A 21394-nucleotide genomic window follows, 5' to 3' on the forward strand; every position below is an offset into this window, starting at 1 on the left:
TTATCTGTATTCGTGATAAAATCTGACCCAGAATTTCGATTAGAAGAATGTCGCAATGACCAAAATAGCTATGGAGGCAATCATGATGCCTACGATTAACTTACCTACAAATTTATACCAAGTACCAATTTCAACACGACCAAGTGCCAAGGCTCCCATTACAATACCTGATGTTGGAGCTACCAAGTTCAAGAGACCTGATGCAGCTTGGAAAGCTGTGATAACCAAGCTCGCTGGTACATTTACAAACTCACCAAGAGGTGCCATGATACCCATAGAAGCCCCTGCAAGACCTGATGAAGATGGAATCAAGAAGGACATTGGTAGGTAGAAGAGATAGGTCAAAATGATGAATACTTGTGAAGACAAACCTTGCAATCCTTCTTCACCCATGTGGAGAATAGTGGCAGTAATCATACCATCGTTCATGATGACTTGAATACCACGCGCGATAGCACAAATCAAGGCTACACTGAAAATATCAGCCGCACCGAACATGAAGGATTTTACCAAACGTTCTTCACTCATACCATAAACTAAACCAACTACAATCCCTGCGATACCAAAGAGCATTGCTCCTTCTGGGAAGTACCAAGTACCAAGAGCAGCTGTTGAAGAACCAATCACTTGACCGATGAATGGAAGACCAATCAACCAATCTTTAAATTGTGTAAAGATAGTCACACCCAAATCTTCCCATGGAATAAAGCTACAAATCATGAGAACAAATGTTAGTACAAATACCCAGAGAACACGTTTTTGAGCTGGTGATAATTCTGCATTCACTTCTTGAGTTGCTGTTACATTAAAGTGTTGCATATCTGCTTCACGCTGTTTGTAAACCAAGGACTTAGTCGGATCGTTTTTCACTTTCTCAGCATAGTTGGCTACAAAGAGAACCCCCATCAAGAGAATAACAACGAAGAAGACAAAGCGCCAAATCATACCGTCCGCAACACTTACACCTGCTGCATCAGAGGCTACAACCGTTGCAAATGGGTTTACAGTAGAAGCCAAACAGCCGATTTGAGACCCTAGCAAGATGATGGCTACACCAGTAATACTGTCAAAACCAACCGCCATCATAACAGGAACAAGGAGCGGGAAGAAAGCCATTGTTTCTTCACCCATACCATAGGTTGAGCCTCCCAAGGCAAACAAAGGCATGAGAATGTAAATCAACATTTTTTCACGACCTTTGAAGCGTTTTACAATAGAAGCAATCCCTACATCAAGTGCACCTGTTTCGTTAACTACACCAAGAAAGGCACCAACCATGATGATGAAGAATGCTACGTTAATCGCTGCTTCAGTCGCACCGTGTCCAAGCATGGCACGAACTGGAGCCATAAAAACATCGTAAATCCCTTGTGGATTTTGAGCAACCTTCTCATAGGTACCAGCCACTAAACGTCCGGCTTCATCAACCTGATACTGACCAGCTGGAATAATCCATGTCATCACTGCCATAAAGGCAATAATGAGCATCAATATTGTATAAGACGAAGGCAATTTAAAGCCTTTTTTCACTTTTTCGCTCATCGCAAAAACCTCCTATAATATTTTTAAAGTTTATCCCCTATTTAAGGGAAATTGTATCCGTAATAACCGTATCAAATATCCACCTATCTTCAAGAGATGTCTATCTCCTTCAGTCTATTATCTGAAATCATTGCTTATAGATAGATACTTGATAGGAAATGGATGAAAGGGGAGGGAGCTTAGAAGCCCAGACCTTCATGTTTCGATTAAAGGGACCCCTTGTAGGACTATCAACACTTCCACTCCCCTAACTCCATCAATAAATAACCCGTCTAGTTTAAAAACTATATTTGCATGCAGAGTACATCAATAAATAGAAGCCTCAACGATACATACAGCTGATTAACCCTTGACAATGATAGTACCGCTATCGGATTCAATCAAAGCGCCTAAGTTTTCTAATGAGGTAATGACTGCTTTTGATTGCGGCTTATTGTTTACAAAAGCAATAGCTGCTTCAACTTTCGGTAGCATGGAACCTGGTGCGAATTGATTTTGTTTGATATATTCTTCCAATTCAGCCACGGTAACTGTTTCTAATTTTTCTTGGTCTGGTTTGTTGTAGTTAACAAAGACATAGTCTACACCGGTCAAGACGATAAACAAGTCTGCATCAACCAATTCTGCCAAACATTGAGAAGCAAAGTCCTTATCGATAACTGCTTCCACACCGGTAAGAGTACCGTCTGTTTCTTGGACAACTGGAATACCTCCACCACCAGCAGCTACGACAACTTCACCTGCATTGAGAAGGGTACGAATGGTACCAATTTCTTTGATTCCTACAGGTTTTGGCGAAGCGACGACTTTGCGCCAGCCACGACCGGCATCTTCTTTGAAGGTTGCACCAGTCTTTTCTGCTTCTGCTTTCGCTTCTTCTTCTGTATAGAATGGCCCAATCGGCTTGGTCAAATTTTCGAAAGCTGGATCATTCTTATCCACGATAACCTGGGTCACAACAGATGCTACATCTTTTTCAATGCCTTCCTTGATCAATTCATTTTCCAAGGCATTTTGCAACCAGAAACCAATCGAACCTTCTGTCATAGCTACCAAACTGTCTAGTGGAAAAGCTGGGTTCTTTTCCGAATCAGCAGCAAGGTTTTGAAGAAGTAAGTTTCCAACCTGAGGACCATTACCATGCGTGATAATAAGGTCATCCCCATTTTTTATCAATTTTACAAGGTGCTTGGCTGTTTGTACCAAGGCCTCTTTTTGTGCTTTAGCCGATGGGTCGGACGATAAAATGGCATTGCCACCCAAGGCTACTACAATTTTACGATTTGCCATATCTCTTGCTTTTTCCTCACTTTCGCGAAATAGTAATCGCTTACACATCTATCCTCAAAATAAGGGGGCTGGGTGCCAGCCCCCGGAGGTTGCGATGACTAGAGAATATACTCAATGAAAATCAAAATCAGACTTGCTCCAAAGGTTCGGGGAACCTTTGGAGGTTGGAAATAAAGCGAGCGAAGTTCGTTTCGACATATGAAGATAGAACTCCGTTCCTTTTATACTTCAAGGGAACAGGCTGAAAACCTCCACTGGAGCTTTTCAGTCATCAAATCGAGGCAACAACGTATGAGTTTGATTTTCGAAGAGTATTACACACGTGGAACAAATGGATCCCCCAAAGTAGCCGCCATCACCGCTTTAATTGTGTGCATACGGTTTTCAGCTTGGTCGAAGTGACGAGCATACTTGCTACGGAATACTTCGTCTGTTACTTCCATTTCTTCTACGCCGAATTTTTCAGCGACATCTTTACCATAAACAGTGTTTGTATCATGGAAAGCAGGCAAGCAGTGTAAGAAGATAAGATTTTCATTATCTGCTTTTTTCACCAATTCCATATTCACTTGGTATGGTTTCAAGAGGGCAACGCGTTCAGCAAATTTATCTTCCTCACCCATTGATACCCAAACGTCTGTATAGAGAACATCTGCGCCTTTGACTGCTTCGTCAGCATTGTCTGTAATGAGAACACGTGCTCCACTTTCTTTCGCAAAACCTTCAGCCAAGGCAACTACTTCTTCTTCTGGGAAGAGTTCTTTTGGAGAGAAGATATGGACATTGACACCAAGGATAGCACCCGTTACCAAAAGTGAGTTAGCAACGTTGTTACGGCCATCACCACAGTAAACCAAAGTCAATCCTTCCAACTTGCCAAAGTTTTCTTTGACAGTCAAGTAGTCAGCTAACATTTGAGTTGGGTGCCATGCATCTGTCAAACCATTCCATACTGGCACACCAGAGAATTCTGCCAATTCTTCCACCATTTTTTGACTGAAACCACGGAATTCAATACCGTCGAACATACGTCCCAAAACTTTAGCAGTATCTTCTGTAGATTCTTTCTTACCAAGTTGGATGTCATTTGCACCAAGATATTCTGGATGGGCACCAAGGTCAATAGATGCTACTGTGAAGGCAGCACGAGTACGTGTTGATGTTTTTTCAAACAAGAGAGCAATATTTTTACCTTCCAAATAACGGTGTGGAATATTGCGTTTTTTCAAATCTTTCAGATGAGCTGAGAAATCAATCAACCATTCCAATTCTGCGCGTGTGAAATCTTTCTCTGCAAGGAAATGTCTGCCTTTAAATACGTTTGTCATTGTCTCTTCTCCTAATGTTTAAATAAATTTTGTCAATGTCTGGCACCATTCTCCATCTTCTTGATAAACTTCAGAAGTTGCTTGGTAGCCGACTGACTCATAAAAAGTCTTTGCAGTTAACTCCGAATGTATATCCAACTGATGAAAGCCTGTTTCACGTGCATAAGCTTCCAAAGAGCTGATAATCATTTTTCCATAGCCTTTTCCACGAAAATTCGGTAGAGTGGCTATTCGGGTTAGACGAGCTTGACCAGGACCGACAGGAAGAAAACGTCCCGTTGAAACAGGCTCTTCACCAATAAAGAGATTGGCGTAAACTCTTCCTTCAGTATCATTCTGGTCAAATTCATCTTCCTTTGCAATGCCACGCTCAAGGACAAATACCTTATAGCGGACATAGATAGAGGCTGCGCGTTGCCATTCTTCCGAACCGATTGTTGTTCGTTCTATACTTGGCATTAGATGTCTTCCCGTTCAAACGGCATTGACATACAACGAGGTCCACCACGACCGCGAACCAATTCGCTTCCGCCAATCTTAATCAAACGAAGCCCTTTGGACTCGAGGATTGCATTGGTAATCGTATTGCGTTTGTAAACAACTACCACACCTGGTGCAATGGTCAATGTATTTGAACCATCATTCCATTGCTCACGACCAGCAGCAACCATATCACCGCCACCACAACGGATCAATTCTACTTTTTCAAGACCAAGGTTCGCAGCCAAAAGTTCTGCCAAGTCACCATGTTCTTCTTCAATATGAAGCGTATCATTTTCATAGGTTACAGAGAAGACGCGAAGGTCACCTTCAATTTCTGGGTGGATAGTAAACTTATCATAGTCAACCATGGTAAATACCGTATCCAAATGCATGAATTTACGGTTGTTAGCAAATTCGAATGCCAATACTTTCTTGAAGCCAACATGCTGTTCAAAGATATTTACCAATAGTTTTTCAATTGATGCAGCATCGGTACGTTGTGAAATACCTACTGCCAAAACATCTTTTGAAAGAACCAATTCGTCCCCACCCTCGATACGAGTAGTTTCTTCACGATTGTAAACCAATGGAACTTTTCCACCATATTCTGGGTGATGAGTGAAGATATATTTACCATACAAGGTTTCACGGTTCCGTGTTTCTGAATACATGTGGTTAAGAGAAACAGCATTACCAATCGTAGCAAATGGATCCCGTGTGAAGTAAAGGTTTGGCATTGGGTCTATTGCAAATGGGTAAGAGGATTCAACCAAATCTGTCAAACCTTTTTCTTCAGCAGGGATTTCCGGCAATTCTGCCTTTTGAACACCGGCCATCGTTTTCTCAACCAGTTCTTGGTTATCTTCAATAGACAACAACAACTTGCGAATTGCCTTCTTAGTCGCCCGACCACGAATGTTAGCTTCTTCGAGATATTCATCAATAAATTGTTCACGAATTTCAGGTGTAACAAGTGACTCAGCAGCTAATTTTTCCAAGTAGAGTACTTCTACCCCCTCATCACGAAGAGCTTGAGCAAAAGCATCATGCTCTTTCTGTGCATCTTCTAAGAATGGAATATCATCGAAAAGTAGGCGTTCTAGGTAGTCAGGCATCAGGTTTTCAATTTCCTTACCTGGTCTGTGTAACATAACTTTTTTCAGCTTACCAATTTCTGAAAAAACATGAATTGGATGGTTTGACATGATCTGTCCTCCTTGTAGATTTATACATGATGGGAAACGAGGAGGACCGTACGCTTTCCTGCCTCTCATTTCCTCTTTACATCCATAGTTTAACAGAGCAAAAAAACAAAAACTTGAAAACGCTCACATTCATTTTGAGAAATTCTTCACATTTTTAACCTTATTTATAAATAATTATCGATTATATCGCCTATATTCTGCATAATTCTTTCCGTTATATCATTATATGAATTTTTATTTTTTTATAAAAAAACAGAAACTTCAATGAGTTTCTGTCAAATTTTCTAAGAAATAATCAATATCTAAATAAGTTAACTGTTTATGGCTATAAGCAATTTTACCATCCTGTTTCAGTTGCTTCAAAACATGGCTAACCGTTTCCCGTGTCGTAGCGGCTAAACGCGAAATCTCTTGAATATGAATTTCAAATGGCAAGGTAGCAAACTGATCGCGCTGGCACATATCCCAATAAAGAAGAGCCAAGGCTTGAACGACTCGATCTGATGCCTTGGAACGCATCGCATTTCGCAAGCGCAACTCTTGAAAACGAAGTACCTTGGATAATTTTTGACAGATATAGGCCATTTGACTAGGATTTATCTTCGACAAGGTTTCAAACAAGACCATCGGCACAATAAAATACTCTAGGTCCGTTATGGCAATAGCAGTATAATGATAAGGTTTGTCCTGAAACATATCTCCAAAAGGAAAGGCACCGCCCTGCCGAATATAGTCCAAATACGTAAAACTATCCGTCTCATCATATTGCTCAATCCGAGCATAGCCCTTATACAATACAAATAGATAATCTCTAGGATCCTCTGCGTAAAAAAAGATTTGTCCCTTAGGAATCTTTCGAAAACGAATATGCTTAGCTAATTGATCAAAGCTATCACGTGTCAAACGTTCAAAAGTTGGATGTGCCCTTAGATAATCATATTGTTCGTTGCTTATCATCAAAACTCCTTTCTAGCTAAAGTATCCTTCTATCTATTTTAACATATATTAACGTTCTATGCTAATCATTACTAAAAAATTCATAAAACAGGATCATTCCTGTGAAGAAGAATGCTATTACAGCTAATACAAAAAACTGGTCCTCTCGAACCAGTCTTAGTATCGTCAAATGAATTAACTTTCAGACAAGGAACTGAGGTGCAAGCAATACTAGAGTACGGCAAGCCGAATGTAACGATGTATCAAAGTTAATTCAAATGACTACAACATTCTATGTATACCTATCTATTCAGTCAATTCATCCGCAATCTTATTGATTTTCCGCAAACGATGGTTGATACCGCTTTTAGTGATCGGTACCGTTAGACTATCCGCCAATTGCTGAATGGAATAATCTGGATGCTGAATTCGCAACTGGGCAATCTCCTGCAAGTCACCTGACAACTGATCTAGACCGATAGTATCCATAATTTTGATAATATTATTAATTGTTTTCATACTAGCATTGACCGTCTTTGCAATGTTAGCAGCTTCCGCATTGGTAGCTCGATTTAGATCATTGCGAGCCTCACGAAGCAATTTAACATTCTCAAATTCTGTCTTTGCCTCTTCTGCTCCAATCACCAAAAGAAAATCCATAATGTCCTCTGCACGTTGCAGATAGGTAATGGTTCCCTTACTTCGCTCAATGACTTTGGCATCCAAAAGAAATTTCTGCATCAGATTGGCCAGGTCATTGGCATGGTCACTATAGACAGAAGCTATTTCAAGCTGGTATTTTCCTTTTTCAGGATCCTTAACAGAGCCTGCCGCTAAAAATGCTCCACGAAGATAGGCTTGACTCCATGAATCATTTTCCAAAACCAAGGGAGAAATTCCCGTCTCTAATCCAAAGAAACTATCAGCCAAATGCAAATCGTTCAATATCTCATTCACGCCGTCTTCTATCAAAACTGCATACACACGATTCTTTTTGAGATTAGGTTTTTGATGATGGCGAATATCAGCCTTAATCTGGTAGAAATGGAGTAACAGTTCATAAATGTGACGGGCAATCTTTGCATTTTCCGTGCTGATAGAAAGAGTCAAACCTGATGAAGCTAAGCCCAAACTACCTGATAATTTGATAATAGCAGATAGCTCGCTCTTATTTTGGCTAGACTGAAGCAGCAATTCTTCCTTTACTTGTACTGTAAAACTCATGGCCGCACCTGCAAAATCTTGAGCAACTCTTCTACCACCAAGTCACCATCATGGAAAGCTCCGCCATTTTCCAAACGAAGAAAATTCGAAGAAATCACACGATTAGCCTGTTTTTGTAAACCTGCAAAATCGTGTTTTACCTGTACCAAGTATTCATCAAACTGATTGCTATTCATATACTCTTGTGGAACTGGCTCAATATTGACCAAAACTGTATCAATAAATTGTTCAGCTAGGTGGGCATTGAGAACCGCCACATGGTCCGCATCTGAGAAAAACTCAGTCTCTCCCCGTTGGGTCATAATGTTACACACATAGGTCACTTCAGCCTTGGTTTCTTTTAGGGCTTTGCCAATGTCAGAAATCATCAGATTCGGCAAGATTGAGGTAAAAAGAGAACCCGGTCCAAGTACAATCATGTCACTTTCCATAATCGTTTCAACTACTTGGCGACTGGCTTTCGGTTCATCATCGTTATAAGAATTTGTCACATAGACATGATCAATCATCCCATTATGCTTGGAAATCTTGCTCTCACCTGCTACCTCGGTCCCATCTGTAAAAATAGCATGAAGGGTCAAGGCCTGTTCGCTAGATGGATAAATCCGCCCTGTCGTATGGAAAAAGCGCGTCAACAACCTCATTGCATTGTAGGTAGAACCCTGCATTTCTGAAATGCCAGCAATGATGAGATTGCCTAGCGGATGACCAGCCAAAGGACCATCTGAATCCGCAAAACGATACTGGAAAATTTGTTCATAAAGTTTGGGCATATCCGACATAGCCAAAAGGACATTACGCAAATCACCTGGAGGGGTCACCTGCAAAGCCTGACGAATTTCCCCCGAAGATCCTCCGTCATCAGCTACCGTCACGATAGCGGTAATCTCTACATCCTTATCCCGCAAACTCTTCAAGATGACTGGAATACCAGTCCCGCCCCCGATAACTGTAATCTTTGGTTTTCTCATGAGCGGTTGACCGTCTCCTTCCGTCTATCCTTATCACGATGACTACGATTGACATTCCAATTTTTCTCTAAATCGTCTGCCAAACGTTTAGCAAAGGCTACGCTTCTATGCTGACCACCCGTACATCCAACGGCAATCGTTAGAACGGATTTTCCTTCCTTTTGATAACCAGGAAGAATCGGTTCTATCAAGCCGAGCAAATGACTATAAAACTCTTCCGATTCTTGATGTTCCATGACATAGTCAAAGACAGGCTGATCTAGTCCTGTAAGATTCCGTAATTCTAACTTGTAGTAGGGATTTGGTAGGAACCGAACGTCAAAAACCAAGTCTGCATCCAGAGGTAGCCCATATTTGAAACCAAAGGACATCACTTCTATGCGAAACGACGGTTGATTATCTTGACTAGCAAACTGCTCCGAGATTTCCTTACGCAGATTACGAGGAGTCAGCTCTGTCGTATCAATAACATTTTGACTCATATTTTTCAAGGGAGCCAAAAGTTCACGCTCTAGCTGAATCCCGTCCAAAACACGACCATCAGCCGCCAAAGGATGGGAACGACGAGTTTCTTTATAGCGAGCAACCAATTCACTATCCGTCGCATCCAAGAATAGGACTTTAAAATCTAAATCCTCTGCCCCCTCAATCTCATCCAACACCTCTCGAATCTCCGAGAAGAAGGAGCGACTCCGCATATCTACAACAAGAGCAATCTTATTGTTATCCTGGCTATGGCGAATCAACTCTAAAAACTTTGGCAAGAGAGTCGGTGGCATATTATCAATGGTAAAATAACCCAAGTCTTCAAAAGACTGAATGGCTACCGTCTTACCAGCTCCAGACATCCCTGTCACAATCACTAAATGGAGTTTGTCCGACATGACATTCCCTCCTTTTCTCTTCTAATCAATAACTGCAATAACTTCAATCTCAACCTTAACATCACGTGGCAAGCGAGCAACTTCCACCGCTGAACGAGCTGGAAAATCTGCTGAGAAAGCTGTTTTATAAACTTCATTAAAAGCTACAAAATCATTCATATCTTTTAGGAAACAAGTCGTCTTCACCACATGGTCAAAGTCTGTTCCTGCTTCTGTTAAAATTGCTGCGATATTTTTCAAGACTTGCTCAGTCTGCTCCTGAATGGTTTCACCAACCACTTCACCAGTTTCAGGTGACAAAGGAACTTGCCCAGAGGCAAAGAGGAAATTTCCAACAACCTTCCCTTGAACGTATGGGCCAATTGCTGCAGGTGCCTTATCTGTGTGAATGGTTTTCATCTGATTATCTCCTTTTTATCATTCTACTGATATTATACCAAAAAACTAGCCTAATCAGCCAGTTTTCGCGTTGTAATAGTAAATCTCCAGCTTAGGAAGATTGCTCGCAAGAGCAGGTCAATCAAAATCGACAGCCAGACGCCGGCAATTCCTAAATCGAACATCTGACCTAAGACGATAACACCTACGACGCGCAGCCCCCACATCCCTATCATTGTGGAGTAGAGTGGCGACTTGGTATCCCCCAAGCCCTGCAGAGCGCCAGCCATGATCAAAGAAACCGCAAGGCCTGGCTGGTTGAAAGCATCGATCCGTAAGGCTGTGACGACTTGTTTGACGGCTTCTAGGTCTTTGGTAAATAGCAGAGCAAAACTTGGAGCTCCGAAAAATAAGATGGTACCGAGCAGAGACATGATGGCTACTCCATAGGCAGAGCTGAGAAATGCGACTCGTCTAACTGTGAGGATGTCCCTCTTTCCCAAGGCTTGACCAATCAAAACCGCTGCCGCTGTCGCAAGACCATAGGCTGGCATATAGGTAAAACTCTCGATATTGCCTGCAATCATGTGAGAAGCATAGACAGTCGTCCCCAGCCCCACAATCAAACTGAAATAGACCACCTGTCCCAACCGCATGACCAAGCGTTCCAAGGCTGCAGGTATGGTCAAATCCACCATTTCCTTAGGACTTCCGAAGTGGAACAATTGTTTGAGATCTACTGCCAAGTCAGTCTGCTGTACTTTTCGGTAAAGCAAGATAGTACCAAGCAAGCGAGCTAAGACGGTTCCCAAGGCCGTCCCTACAATACCCAAACCTGACCAGGAGCCAAGCCCAAATATCAAAATATAGTCCAAGCCCACGTTAAAAATGTTGGTCAAAAGACTGATTTTCATGGGAGTTACCGCGTCGCCAGATGCTCGCAGGATTGTTCCCAAAATGGTCATCAGGGCCTGAAAAATCGTCAAACCACCAACCCAGTAAAAAAATGCCTGGGCACCAGCCAAACTCTCCGCATCTGCTCCCATCAAGACCAGCATCTGCCGCCCGAAAATAAGGGATAGTAAACCCAATAGCAGACCTACACCTACTGAAAGCACTAAGGCTTGACGGACATGAAAGGTAAGAGATTCCCTATCTCCTGCGCCAATAGACCGAGCAATCAAAGCCGTTGCCCCAACTCCCAAAGCCATATAGACCGCCAAATAGACATTCAAAATCGTATTGGCTAGACCCACTGCCGTCACCGCTACCAGCCCCAGCTGTGCAATCAAGAGGGTATCCACAAAACCAACTAAGGTCTGAAAGATATTTTCCAGCGTCGCAGGAAAGGCCAAACGAATAATTTCTTTTCCTAAACTTTCTTGCTTCATTTTCCTCTCCACAGATTTATTTAGAGTAATTATAAATAAAAACAGGTGAAAAAGCAAGAAAACAGGAAGTGGGGAAGAACTCGATAAGTCAAAAAGGAGTTCATCTCCCCACCCCCGCATAGCTCCAAAGGTTCGGGGAACCTTTGGAGCTTGGAGATAAGGCGAACTCCGTTCGCTTCAGTCGTATAGGTCAGATTTGGAGTGGAAAACACGAATTGCTGAGATTTGCTTCGCAAGCCTTATCTCCAACCTTTTTACCTCGCTTTTCTGTTTCAAGGCTCGGGCTGAAACAGTTCCCAGAACTGTTTCACTCCACTGAACTGTTAAAGCCAATCAACCTCTGCGCTGAGATGTTGACACGAACTCTGAAAAGTGCACCGATACCGAGCCTAGTTACCTAGAACTTCACTTTTTATAGATTTCTTTCCGGTGCCCGATTTCAAGAGCTAGGATGACCATTTTGTTATCAATAATATCGCAAATCACACGGTAATTCCCTACTCTATACCGCCACAGCCCCTTATAGTCTCCTACCAAGGTCTTCCCAAATTGTCTTGGATTCTCCAAACCGTCCAAACGTTTTTTCAAATCCTTAGCAAGCATCATCCCCACATGCCTGTCCATTTTTTTCAACTGCTTCAAAGCATCATCGCTCAGAACAAGTTTATAAGCCATCTTCTAACTCCGCAAGAACATCATCAATCGAGTGTGTAACAGGATTTTCTTGGAATTTCTTCAAAGCCTTGATACCAATTTCATAGTCCAGCTGGTCTTCTATCTGTTCTGCAAGTGCAGTTTTGAATAGCTCAGACAGGCTTTTTCCAGTATGAATAGCATAACTTCTGAAAATTTCCTCTTCAGCTTCATTTAATCGCAAGGATACAATTCCCATCATTCCACCTACTTTCTTCTTGTAATACATTGTAAAACAATTCGTTCAAAATGTCAACTGCAAGAAAACAGACCACGTTTGTAGTCTGTTTGTGTATTTATTGATTTGCTTACGGATACAAGCGGTGCAACATACGTGGGAACGGAATGGCTTCACGGATGTGTTTTGTACCCGCGACGAAGGTCACCATACGCTCGATACCGATACCGAATCCACCGTGTGGCACTGAACCGTACTTGCGAAGGTCAAGGTAAAATTCGTATTCTGACTTGTCCATGCCCAGCTCATCCATTTTAGCCACCAAGGCATCGTAGTTGTCCTCACGCATAGAACCACCGATGATTTCACCGTAGCCTTCTGGCGCCAAAAGGTCTGCACAAAGCACGCGCTCTGGATTGCCAGGAACTGGTTTCATGTAGAAGGCCTTGAAGCTTGCTGGATAGTTGACCACGAATGTTGGTACACCAAAGTAGTTTGAAATCCAAGTTTCATGTGGCGAACCAAAGTCATCACCATGCTCGATGTGCTCGTAGTCTGTATCTTCATCAGCCTCATGCTCTTGCAGAAGGGTAATGGCATCATCATAAGCCACACGTTTGAATGGTTCTGCAATGTAGCGTTTGAGAGCATCCACATCACGCTCAAGAGTTTCCAAGGCTTGTGGAGCACGGTCGATAACACCTTGGATCAAAGCTTTGACATAGGCTTCTTGCAAATCAAGTGACTCTTCATGGCTGAGGAATGAATACTCGGCATCCATCATCCAGAACTCTGTCAAGTGACGACGAGTTTTTGATTTTTCCGCACGGAAAACAGGTCCGAAGTCAAAAACACGACCAAGTGCCATAGCACCAGCTTCAAGATAAAGCTGACCTGATTGGCTGAGATAGGCAGGTTGACCAAAGTAGTCTGTTTCAAACAATTCTGTCGAATCTTCTGCCGCATTTCCAGACAAGATTGGGCTATCAAACTTAATAAAACCATTCTTTTCAAAGAATTCATAGGTCGCATAGATAATCGCGTTACGGATTTGCTGGATAGCAACCTGCTTACGCGAACGCAACCAGAGATGGCGGTTGTCCATAAGGAAGTCTGTTCCGTGTTCTTTTGGTGTGATTGGGTAATCTTGTGACTCACCAATGACTTCAAGGTCTGTCACATCCAACTCATAGCCAAACTTAGAACGCTCGTCTTCCTTGACAATACCTGTCACATAAACAGAGGTTTCTTGGCTAAGACGTTTGGCAACTTCAAATTTTTCCGTACCAGCTTCTTCACCGAATTTCTCGATAAAGTTTGGCTTGAAAGCAACTGCTTGGAAGAAAGCTGTTCCGTCACGCAACTGTAGGAAAGCTAACTTGCCCTTGCCTGACTTGTTGGCAACCCAGGCACCAATGGTCACTTCTTGACCAACATAATCTTTCACTTGGTTAATGGTAATCAATTTTCTAGACATTATTTTTCCTCTTTTTATTTTTTCATAAATGTGTGTAGTCGGGCCACTGCTTCTTTGAGCGTGTCCATATCTGTCGCATAGCTGAGGCGGATATTTTCAGGAGCTCCAAAACCAGCACCTGTCACCATTGCAACTCCCGCTTCTTCCAAAATGGCTGTGGTAAATTCAGTCACATCTGTATAGCCCTTCATTTCCATAGCCTTTTTGACATTTGGGAAGAGATAGAAGGCACCTTCTGGCTTGATAACTTCAAAACCAGGCACTTCTGCCAGCAAGGGATAAATGGTATTAAGCCGCTCTTCAAAAGCCTGACGCATGGTTTCTACCGTATCTTGCGGACCAGTAAAGGCCTCAATGGCCGCATACTGAGCAACGGTGGATAGATTAGAAGTCGTTTGACCGACAATCTTACTCATTGCCGCAATAATCTCAGGATTGCCAACCGCAAATCCAACCCGCCAACCTGTCATGGCATAGGCCTTGGCCACCCCATTGACAACAATAGTCTGCTGGCGAATGCTTTCTGAAATACTAGAAATCGGTGTGAAGGTATTTCCATTATAGACCAAACGACCGTAAATATCGTCTGCCAAGATGAGAATATCGTGCTCTACAGCCCAGTTTCCAATAGCTTCCAATTCCTCACGACTGTAAATCATGCCCGTCGGATTGGACGGACTATTGAGCAAGAGAACCTTGGTCTTATCCGTACGAGCCGCTTCCAGCTGGTCAACCGTTACCTTGAAATTGTGCTCTTCTGTCGCAGTGACAAAGACAGGCACCCCATCATTCATCTTGATTTGATCTGCATAAGAAACCCAGTAAGGTGTCGGAATAATCACCTCATCACCAGGATTGATGACCGCCGCAAAGAAGGCATAAAGAACAAACTTGGCACCTGTGGCAAGAACGACTTGATTGCGTTCGATAGAGTAGCCATAGAAATTTTCAAAGTAGGTATTGACTGCGTCCTTCAATTCTGGAAGTCCTGAAGCTACCGTATAAAAACTCGCCTTACCATCTTTGATAGACTTAATAGCAGCTTCTTGAATATTTTTCGGTGTGACGAAGTCTGGCTCACCCAAGGTCAGCTCTAAAATATCACGGCCTTCTGCCTTCAAGGCTTTTGCACGCGCACCTGCTGCCAGAGTTACACTTTCTTCCATCTCTAAGACTCGTCTTGATAACTTGCTCATAAGCCCTCCCGTTTGATAAAGTTCCCTGTTTCAAAATCAACTATGTAGTATGCTGTTCCAGACTTAACTTCCCAAATAGGTTTGCCATCCCTTAAACCTAGAATAGTTTGCTCTACTTGGCTTGCACCGTTTTTCTTGGCAATAGCTTGCGCTTCTTCTTGCGAAATTCCCTGAGCTAAAGGATAGACATATACTGTGCTAGAAGCCTCTGGAATCAAAACTGCAACCTCTTCTCCCTGACTGGTGACACCAAATACACAAAAATAGGTTTCAGTACCATTGTAGATAGAAAAATCATTGACAGTTTGCAAATCAGCATATTCTGTAGCTACTGCAACTGCATGACTACGCACACTGTTGAAAGGGGCAGCAGCAATATCCCAAATAGTAAAAATTGAAAAAGTCACAACACTGAGAAGGATAAAAGAGCCCAACACTAACTGACCAGTCTTGGAAGCCATCCACTCCAACAGTTGAAAAATCTTTTTTTCCATAGTAGTCCCATTATACTACAAATTAAAGCATATTTCCATTCTTTCCGTGATTGTAAATAAAATTTCCTTTTCCAGTAAATTCCCAAAGTAAGTTCTAGTCTGTCTTAAAAACTGGAAACTAGAATGAGACAAAGAAATAAGGTAGAACTTACTATGGGACAAGTTGGTAACCGACAATGAAAAACAAACACTTAACTCTCTCTGATCGCAATGATATTCAAATAGGAATTGAACAACTTAAGCCCTTCTCAGCTATCGCTGTTAAGCTAGGAAAAGACCCGTCCACAATCTCAAAAGAAGTTCGGAGAAATAGGGTGATAAAAGAGAACTCTAGTACTTCCAATTGCGAGGCCTGCCCTCTGCTCAAAAAGGCTCCCTACGTTTGTAATGCCTGTCCGAAAAAGAGAATCAATTGTGGATACCAGAAACAGTTCTACTACGCAAAAAGAGCTCAGCTTGATTATGAAGCTAAGCTCTCAGATTCGAGAACAGGTGTTGCCCTAAACAAGGAAGAATTCTATCGTATGGACGAGATTGTCTCTTCTGCCATCAAAAAAGGACAACACCTCAACCACATCATCGCCTCAAACGAACTGGCGGCATCCAGAGCTTCTATCTACCGATACCTTGAAAAAGGCTATCTGTCCACAAAGCCTATTGATTTCCCCCGTGTCGTGAAATTCAGAAAACGGAGAACCAGAAAACTACAACCCATTCCTAAAACTGCCAAAGAAGGACGGTCTTACGAGGACTTCCAACGCTTCCTCACAGAGAAAGGAATCAGCTATTGGCTGGAAATAGACACCGTTACTGGACGGATCGGCGGAAAGGTATTTCTCACCTTTAACCTCTCCTTCTGTAACTTTATCTTCGCTCGGTTACTTGATAATAAAACAGCTAATGAGGTCGCTAAACACCTCTACATTATCAAGAACGACCTGCATCAGAAAGAGATAGACTTCTGCGAAATATTCCCTGTCATTCTGACCGACAATGGTGGTGAATTCGCTAGAGTAGACGATATCGAAATGGATGTTCGTGGAGAATCTAAGCTATTCTTCTGTGACCCAAATCGCTCCGATCAGAAGGGGAGAATCGAGAAGAATCACACACTTATCAGAGACATTCTTCCTAAAGGAAGTTCGTTTGATAACTTGACACAGGATGATATCAACCTGGTTTGTTCGCATGTCAACAGCGTCAAACGAGCTGCTTTCAACGGAAAATCGGCTTATGAACTCTTTACATTTACCTACGGTGAAGAATTGGCAACACTTTTGGGCATCTCTAAAATTGACCCTGAGAACGTCATCCAATCACCTCGATTATTGGATAAATAATCGCTAGTTTTTATCATAAAAATTTATCAAAAATAGAAAGGAACTTGTCCCATCCAAAATTCCAGATAGCTAGAACTTACTTTGAGACGTCTCAGAGCCAGTAACTTTAGTGTACTCTTTTTTTCAACATTTTCAACCCTAAAAATTCCTTGAATCTGCAGCTTTAGGCAAAAACAGAACTTAGTCTGAGACTAAATTCTGTTGGTGTTATGCAGTTTTCTCAAAGTAACTTCTGGAAGGACGGGAACTAGAACTTACTTTGAGAATTTACCATTTCCTTTTCCTTCGCACAAAGAAAAGGATATAAGAACCTACATTCACAGTTTTGCACTTCCATCTAAGACTATTTTTCAAATGCTCATTGCTCGTTTTTTCCAGTACAGTTAGTATTACCTCAAAAAACGAACTTGATTAACGAAAAACTATCTTTTCTATAAAAGCACTTTACCTATGAATATAGAATCTAACTTTTTTTGCTTGATAACCGAACTATTTATTGCTAAAATATTCTCATGAGAACTGTTGAACAATCTTTAAACGAGAACAAGCATGCACTTCACAGTCTAGTCGTCTTTCGCAGAGCAGCTAATACTATCGCAAAATCAGAATTAGAAACAATCAAAAAATACGGACTGACAGTTTGTCAGTTTGGAGTGATGGAGGCACTCTACAACAAAGGAAATCTGCGGATTCAAGACTTAATTGATAAATTATTAAGCACATCTGGCAACATGACTGTCGTTATAAAAAACATGATTCGAGATGGCTATATCTACAAGACTATCGATACAAATGACCGTCGTGCTTCCTTGATTGCTCTCACTCCACTTGGACGCGAAACCATTGAAAAAATCCTTCCAGAGCATTATGATCACGTTGGAGAGATTTTTTCTGTCCTTAGTTCAGAAGAACAAGACCAATTAGCCGAGATACTTAAAAAATTCAAGAATCAGCAGACCTAGGATTGCCAACAAAAGACAAATACGATATACTAAATTTATGTTTTTATGAAAAGGAGGCCATCATGGCAAACGTATTGTTTTTAGTTGGTTCACTACGTGACGGTTCTTTTAACCATCAAATGGCAAAAAAAGCCGAAGCGTTCTTGGCTGATAAGGCTCAAGTATCTTACATTGATCTTGCAAAAATTCCCCTATTCAACCAAGACATCGAGACACCTATCCTTCCTGAAATTGCAGAGCTACGTGCACAAGTAGACGCTGCGGATGCTATCTGGATTTTCTCACCAGTATATAACTATGCAATCCCAGGCATCGTAAAAAATGCTCTCGATTGGCTCAGTCGTTCGCTCGATTTATCCACTCCAAAAGGACCATCTATCCTACAAGATAAAATCACAACTGTCTCTGCAGTCGCAAACAGTGGTCACGACCACCTATTCAAAGACTTCCAACACCTTCTTCCATTTATCCGTACTCAGATTGCTGGTGAATTTACAGGTTCAACCATCAATCCAGAAGCATGGGGAACAGGTGTATTGGAGTTATCTGACGAAACTCTAACAAAACTCGAGCAACAAGCAGCTGACCTGTTGGCAGCAATTCAATAATCAAAAAAACCAGAAATTCTGGTTTTTTTGATTATCATTTTAAGAGTATTCCGACTTCTGCCAAGAATCAATTACTACTTTGATGACTTCTCAAAATCATTCCCCAACTTCACTTCTCACACACTGCAAGGCTGCTCCGATGACTTGGTGCATATCGTAGTAACGATAATGACCAAGACGCCCACCGAATATGACATTCTCTTGTTGTTCTGCGAGGCGTTTATAAGCAGTATAAAGTTTGTTGTTACGATCATTGTTCACTGGATAATACGGCTCATCGCCTCGTTTCCAGGTCTTCGAATACTCACGTGTAATAATGGTTTTCGGTTGTGTACCAAATTCAAAATGTTTGTGTTCGATGATTCGAGTATATGGTGTCTCGCTATCTGTGTAGTTCACAACCGCATTCCCTTGAGAGTTTTCCATATCCAACACTTCTGTCTCAAATCGAAGGCTACGATATTCTAATTCACCAAGTTGGTAATCAAAGAATTCATCAATCATTCCTGTAAAGACAATCTTTGGATAGGTAGCTAAATAGTCTTCCTTATTGGCAAAGAAATCAACATTTGTCTCCACATCGATATTTTCATGTTCCAACATTTTTTCAACAATCTGCGTGTAACCACCGATTGGAATACCTTGATAAGTATCGTTAAAGTAGTTATTATCATAAGTCAAACGCACGGGCAAGCGACGGATGATGAAGGCTGGTAACTCCGTACACGGTTTTTCCCATTGTTTCTCGGTGTATGACTTGATCAATTTTTCATAGATGTCTGTACCAACAAGTGAGATGGCTTGCTCTTCCAAGTTCTCAGGCGTTTTACCACCCAATACAGCCCGTTGCTCTGCAATCTTCACTTCTGCTTCAGCAGGGGTCACCACGCCCCACAGTTTATTGAAAGTATTCATGTTGAATGGAAGATTGTAAATCTCACCCTTGTAGTTGGCAACTGGTGTGTTTGTATAGCGGTTGAACTCCGCAAACTGATTCACATAATCCCAAATTTCTTTTTCAGAAGTATGAAAAATATGTGCGCCATATTCATGGACTTGAATACCTTCTACTTCTTTTGTATAGATGTTACCTGCAATGTGGTCTCGTTTTTCGATAACCTTTATTTTTTTACCCTTTTTAGCTGCCTCATGAGCAAAGACCGCACCGAACAGCCCTGCACCAACAACTAAATAATCGTGTTTTTTCATATTGTTTTTACATTTAACCTTCTAGGGAAGTCATTTCTCCAAATCTTTTACTAGACTATCATTTATACCATCGTCTCATAGCCAATAAAGAATGAGTTGTGATAATCTCTTCCCTAAAACCTTTCACTTAAAGCTTGCAATATCCAATATTATAACAGACAATACAACCTTCATCAAGTTTAGCAATGATAAAGAGGACTAAGATAAAATAATACCCGTGGTGCTAGTTCGTTTCAAAATAGCGTAAGTTATGAGCTAGAATAATTTGTTCAATTCGTAGCTGTAGTCCGTATCCCTCTAGCTATGTGCCTTTTGTGCCCCTCAACTTTTAATTTTTTTAGTTTCGGCAAAAATCATCCACTGGATAATTTTTCTTCTCCTCTCGCTTTACAATAGGCTTGAACACCTTTATTGTATCGCGTTTGGAGTTTTTTTGGTATAACCTTCGTCGCGCACCTTGCAGAGCGTGATGGACTGAAAGTCACATAACAAGTCTACAAAGCCTAAAATAAAAAACAATGCAGCAGCATTTTTTCTCCATATATCAGCTTCCTAATTCAAACTAATATCAAAGAATACTATTCTCTAATCTTCTTTTTTCGTCATAATTACAATAGATAAATTTATTGCAATTCCTATAATAATGATTCCTACTAAGACTATTCCTATTAAAATCATTGACATTGAATACTTACCAAAAAATTCCAACATCTATTCACTTTTTGATTTACTATTCATGTGTTAGTTTTTATCGAATTGTTAGGTTAGCAAGCTAAGAATATCCTACTTGCAATACTCTTTTATTTTAGTCGAATATTTAGTCAAAAGATTCTTTGAATAAATTTTTTCATTTTTTGAATTTCGGACTTCTTTCCAAAGAATAGAAGCTACTTTTAATTTGTTTGAGTAGTTGCAACTATTTTCGTCTGCACAGAAATCCTTCAAAAATTGATTCCATTGACAAACCGAATTGTCATACTTAGCATAATTTGATTTTCCATAATAAACTTTTAGCATATCTTGAATTGTAAAACTCAAATCCTTTTCTCTTTTTACTTTCCTCCAAGCTGTTGCCATATCAGCAGTAAATTTAAATGGTGAGATACCTGTTAAAACAGAGAAATATTCTCTGAACTTTGCATTAAAGGAAAAACCACATTCAAGTAATGGCATATCTAAGGTAATAGTTTCTACCTGTTTCTTTTCATTTATTGTTGTTGACTTTTTAATGAAATTACCCTTAAAGTATTGCTCAATAATATAATTGAATTCCTGTTTTGTACCTCTATATTCTAATCCTAATGACTTGCATATCTGTGAAAGTTCTTCACGATACCAATAATATTTATTAAACTCGTTAAACGATGTAATTTTGTCAAACTCAGGTCTACTTTCTATCAATATTTTATCTCCTCAAAACCAATTTACTTTTTCATCTCTAAACAATGGTGTTTCACTCTCTTTGTAAGGATTGTAGTTATTACAATTACAACCAAACTCTTTCAATACTTTTATCTTATTATCGGATGTCCAAACAATCAAAGTGATACCGTCAAATTCTTTAATTTTCCCCTCATTCATTTTATTTTTGAAGTGCCATTCTCT

At 41.0% G+C, this 21394-nt stretch carries 21 protein-coding genes and 1 pseudogene; 3 read left to right on the forward strand and 19 right to left on the reverse strand.

The features are described 5' to 3' along the window. Positions 1 to 39: 39 nt before the first annotated feature. From ODU39_RS01735 to ODU39_RS01810, 16 genes are all read right to left on the reverse strand, one after another. Positions 40 to 1542, reverse strand: coding sequence for a YfcC family protein (locus ODU39_RS01735; protein WP_024396021.1), 1503 nt, complete (start codon positions 1540 to 1542; stop codon positions 40 to 42). 342 nt (positions 1543 to 1884) lie between these two features. Then, positions 1885 to 2832 carry a carbamate kinase gene (gene arcC, locus ODU39_RS01740; protein WP_136670242.1) on the reverse strand — a complete coding sequence of 316 codons (948 nt, stop codon included), beginning with the start codon at positions 2830 to 2832 and terminating at the stop codon, positions 1885 to 1887. A 314-nt stretch (positions 2833 to 3146) separates the two neighbouring features. Next, positions 3147 to 4160 (reverse strand): ornithine carbamoyltransferase, encoded by a 1014-nt coding sequence (gene argF, locus ODU39_RS01745; RefSeq protein ID WP_174853984.1) that lies wholly within the window; start codon positions 4158 to 4160, stop codon positions 3147 to 3149. 18 nt (positions 4161 to 4178) lie between these two features. Beyond that, a complete protein-coding gene (locus ODU39_RS01750; protein WP_044768172.1) occupies positions 4179 to 4619 on the reverse strand; it encodes a GNAT family N-acetyltransferase in 441 nt (146 codons plus the stop codon). After that, positions 4619 to 5848, reverse strand: coding sequence for an arginine deiminase (arcA, locus tag ODU39_RS01755; RefSeq protein ID WP_029694042.1), 1230 nt, complete (start codon positions 5846 to 5848; stop codon positions 4619 to 4621). Before arcA ends, ODU39_RS01750 begins: the two co-directional genes overlap by 1 nt. 261 nt (positions 5849 to 6109) lie before the next feature. Next, positions 6110 to 6805 carry a Crp/Fnr family transcriptional regulator gene (locus tag ODU39_RS01760; protein ID WP_014638193.1) on the reverse strand — a complete coding sequence of 232 codons (696 nt, stop codon included), beginning with the start codon at positions 6803 to 6805 and terminating at the stop codon, positions 6110 to 6112. Positions 6806 to 7090: 285 nt separating this feature from the next. Next, the gene (gene whiA / locus ODU39_RS01765) at positions 7091 to 8008 is read right to left on the reverse strand and encodes a DNA-binding protein WhiA (protein WP_398579721.1); all 918 of its coding nucleotides are present in this window, start codon (positions 8006 to 8008) and stop codon (positions 7091 to 7093) included. Next, positions 8005 to 8979: a YvcK family protein gene (locus ODU39_RS01770; protein WP_002937257.1), complete on the reverse strand. Its 975-nt coding sequence runs from the start codon at positions 8977 to 8979 to the stop codon at positions 8005 to 8007. Before ODU39_RS01770 ends, whiA begins: the two co-directional genes overlap by 4 nt. After that, complete coding sequence (gene rapZ, locus ODU39_RS01775; protein ID WP_024412169.1) at positions 8976 to 9863, reverse strand: RNase adapter RapZ; 888 nt, start codon at positions 9861 to 9863, stop codon at positions 8976 to 8978. Before rapZ ends, ODU39_RS01770 begins: the two co-directional genes overlap by 4 nt. A gap of 21 nt (positions 9864 to 9884) precedes the next feature. Next, the gene (locus tag ODU39_RS01780) at positions 9885 to 10262 is read right to left on the reverse strand and encodes a RidA family protein (RefSeq protein ID WP_029171852.1); all 378 of its coding nucleotides are present in this window, start codon (positions 10260 to 10262) and stop codon (positions 9885 to 9887) included. Positions 10263 to 10312: 50 nt separating this feature from the next. Beyond that, positions 10313 to 11632, reverse strand: coding sequence for an MATE family efflux transporter (locus tag ODU39_RS01785; RefSeq protein WP_398579722.1), 1320 nt, complete (start codon positions 11630 to 11632; stop codon positions 10313 to 10315). A 405-nt stretch (positions 11633 to 12037) separates the two neighbouring features. Next, positions 12038 to 12307, reverse strand: coding sequence for a type II toxin-antitoxin system RelE/ParE family toxin (locus tag ODU39_RS01790; protein WP_105178740.1), 270 nt, complete (start codon positions 12305 to 12307; stop codon positions 12038 to 12040). Continuing rightward, on the reverse strand, positions 12297 to 12524 hold the full coding sequence (gene relB, locus ODU39_RS01795; protein WP_105139407.1) for a type II toxin-antitoxin system RelB family antitoxin: 228 nt from the start codon (positions 12522 to 12524) through the stop codon (positions 12297 to 12299). The genes ODU39_RS01790 and relB overlap by 11 nt, the downstream gene beginning before the upstream one ends. A 109-nt stretch (positions 12525 to 12633) precedes the next feature. After that, a complete protein-coding gene (gene asnS / locus ODU39_RS01800) occupies positions 12634 to 13980 on the reverse strand; it encodes an asparagine--tRNA ligase (protein ID WP_105153407.1) in 1347 nt (448 codons plus the stop codon). Between the two features lie 14 nt (positions 13981 to 13994). After that, complete coding sequence (locus tag ODU39_RS01805) at positions 13995 to 15176, reverse strand: pyridoxal phosphate-dependent aminotransferase (protein ID WP_398579723.1); 1182 nt, start codon at positions 15174 to 15176, stop codon at positions 13995 to 13997. Continuing rightward, positions 15173 to 15670 (reverse strand): DUF5590 domain-containing protein, encoded by a 498-nt coding sequence (locus tag ODU39_RS01810; RefSeq protein ID WP_398579724.1) that lies wholly within the window; start codon positions 15668 to 15670, stop codon positions 15173 to 15175. The genes ODU39_RS01805 and ODU39_RS01810 overlap by 4 nt, the downstream gene beginning before the upstream one ends. A 176-nt stretch (positions 15671 to 15846) precedes the next feature. Here ODU39_RS01810 and ODU39_RS01815 point away from each other — a divergent pair, with 176 nt between their 5' ends. The 3 genes from ODU39_RS01815 (at position 15847) to ODU39_RS01825 (ending at position 18580) form a co-directional block, all read left to right on the forward strand. Further along, the gene (locus ODU39_RS01815; protein ID WP_398579725.1) at positions 15847 to 17010 is read left to right on the forward strand and encodes an IS30 family transposase; all 1164 of its coding nucleotides are present in this window, start codon (positions 15847 to 15849) and stop codon (positions 17008 to 17010) included. A gap of 512 nt (positions 17011 to 17522) precedes the next feature. Beyond that, positions 17523 to 17972 (forward strand): MarR family winged helix-turn-helix transcriptional regulator, encoded by a 450-nt coding sequence (locus ODU39_RS01820; protein ID WP_009909619.1) that lies wholly within the window; start codon positions 17523 to 17525, stop codon positions 17970 to 17972. A 62-nt stretch (positions 17973 to 18034) separates the two neighbouring features. Further along, positions 18035 to 18580 (forward strand): NADPH-dependent FMN reductase, encoded by a 546-nt coding sequence (locus ODU39_RS01825; RefSeq protein WP_398579726.1) that lies wholly within the window; start codon positions 18035 to 18037, stop codon positions 18578 to 18580. 96 nt (positions 18581 to 18676) lie between these two features. On the opposite strand, the gene glf is transcribed toward ODU39_RS01825, so the two are convergent. The 3 genes and pseudogenes from glf to ODU39_RS01840 form a co-directional block, all read right to left on the reverse strand. Beyond that, entirely contained in the window at positions 18677 to 19789 is a 1113-nt protein-coding gene (glf, locus tag ODU39_RS01830) for a UDP-galactopyranose mutase (protein WP_398579727.1), read from the reverse strand. A 783-nt stretch (positions 19790 to 20572) separates the two neighbouring features. Further along, on the reverse strand, positions 20573 to 21190 hold the full coding sequence (locus tag ODU39_RS01835; RefSeq protein WP_398579728.1) for an SAP domain-containing protein: 618 nt from the start codon (positions 21188 to 21190) through the stop codon (positions 20573 to 20575). Positions 21191 to 21202: 12 nt separating this feature from the next. Further along, positions 21203 to 21391: pseudogene (locus ODU39_RS01840) on the reverse strand (hypothetical protein); the annotation flags it as partial. Positions 21392 to 21394 lie beyond the last annotated feature (3 nt).

This window comes from Streptococcus sp. 2021WUSS126, assembly GCF_044427255.1.
GTDB lineage: Bacteria > Bacillota > Bacilli > Lactobacillales > Streptococcaceae > Streptococcus > Streptococcus hashimotonensis.

What these genes read in the sequence shown, in the direction of transcription:
- ODU39_RS01750 (WP_044768172.1), bottom strand. Translation starts at nt 4,619, where the DNA reads ATGCCAAGTATAGAACGAACAACAATCGGTTCGGAAGAATGGCAACGC.
- ODU39_RS01780 (WP_029171852.1), bottom strand. Translation starts at nt 10,262, where the DNA reads ATGAAAACCATTCACACAGATAAGGCACCTGCAGCAATTGGCCCATAC.
- ODU39_RS01825 (WP_398579726.1), top strand. Translation starts at nt 18,035, where the DNA reads ATGGCAAACGTATTGTTTTTAGTTGGTTCACTACGTGACGGTTCTTTT.
- ODU39_RS01760 (WP_014638193.1), bottom strand. Translation starts at nt 6,805, where the DNA reads ATGATAAGCAACGAACAATATGATTATCTAAGGGCACATCCAACTTTT.
- argF (WP_174853984.1), bottom strand. Translation starts at nt 4,160, where the DNA reads ATGACAAACGTATTTAAAGGCAGACATTTCCTTGCAGAGAAAGATTTC.
- relB (WP_105139407.1), bottom strand. Translation starts at nt 12,524, where the DNA reads ATGGGAATTGTATCCTTGCGATTAAATGAAGCTGAAGAGGAAATTTTC.
- whiA (WP_398579721.1), bottom strand. Translation starts at nt 8,008, where the DNA reads ATGAGTTTTACAGTACAAGTAAAGGAAGAATTGCTGCTTCAGTCTAGC.
- rapZ (WP_024412169.1), bottom strand. Translation starts at nt 9,863, where the DNA reads ATGTCGGACAAACTCCATTTAGTGATTGTGACAGGGATGTCTGGAGCT.
- arcC (WP_136670242.1), bottom strand. Translation starts at nt 2,832, where the DNA reads ATGGCAAATCGTAAAATTGTAGTAGCCTTGGGTGGCAATGCCATTTTA.
- ODU39_RS01815 (WP_398579725.1), top strand. Translation starts at nt 15,847, where the DNA reads ATGAAAAACAAACACTTAACTCTCTCTGATCGCAATGATATTCAAATA.
- ODU39_RS01790 (WP_105178740.1), bottom strand. Translation starts at nt 12,307, where the DNA reads ATGGCTTATAAACTTGTTCTGAGCGATGATGCTTTGAAGCAGTTGAAA.
- ODU39_RS01770 (WP_002937257.1), bottom strand. Translation starts at nt 8,979, where the DNA reads ATGAGAAAACCAAAGATTACAGTTATCGGGGGCGGGACTGGTATTCCA.
- ODU39_RS01785 (WP_398579722.1), bottom strand. Translation starts at nt 11,632, where the DNA reads ATGAAGCAAGAAAGTTTAGGAAAAGAAATTATTCGTTTGGCCTTTCCT.
- ODU39_RS01735 (WP_024396021.1), bottom strand. Translation starts at nt 1,542, where the DNA reads ATGAGCGAAAAAGTGAAAAAAGGCTTTAAATTGCCTTCGTCTTATACA.
- glf (WP_398579727.1), bottom strand. Translation starts at nt 19,789, where the DNA reads ATGAAAAAACACGATTATTTAGTTGTTGGTGCAGGGCTGTTCGGTGCG.
- arcA (WP_029694042.1), bottom strand. Translation starts at nt 5,848, where the DNA reads ATGTCAAACCATCCAATTCATGTTTTTTCAGAAATTGGTAAGCTGAAA.
- asnS (WP_105153407.1), bottom strand. Translation starts at nt 13,980, where the DNA reads ATGTCTAGAAAATTGATTACCATTAACCAAGTGAAAGATTATGTTGGT.
- ODU39_RS01805 (WP_398579723.1), bottom strand. Translation starts at nt 15,176, where the DNA reads ATGAGCAAGTTATCAAGACGAGTCTTAGAGATGGAAGAAAGTGTAACT.
- ODU39_RS01810 (WP_398579724.1), bottom strand. Translation starts at nt 15,670, where the DNA reads ATGGAAAAAAAGATTTTTCAACTGTTGGAGTGGATGGCTTCCAAGACT.
- ODU39_RS01820 (WP_009909619.1), top strand. Translation starts at nt 17,523, where the DNA reads ATGAGAACTGTTGAACAATCTTTAAACGAGAACAAGCATGCACTTCAC.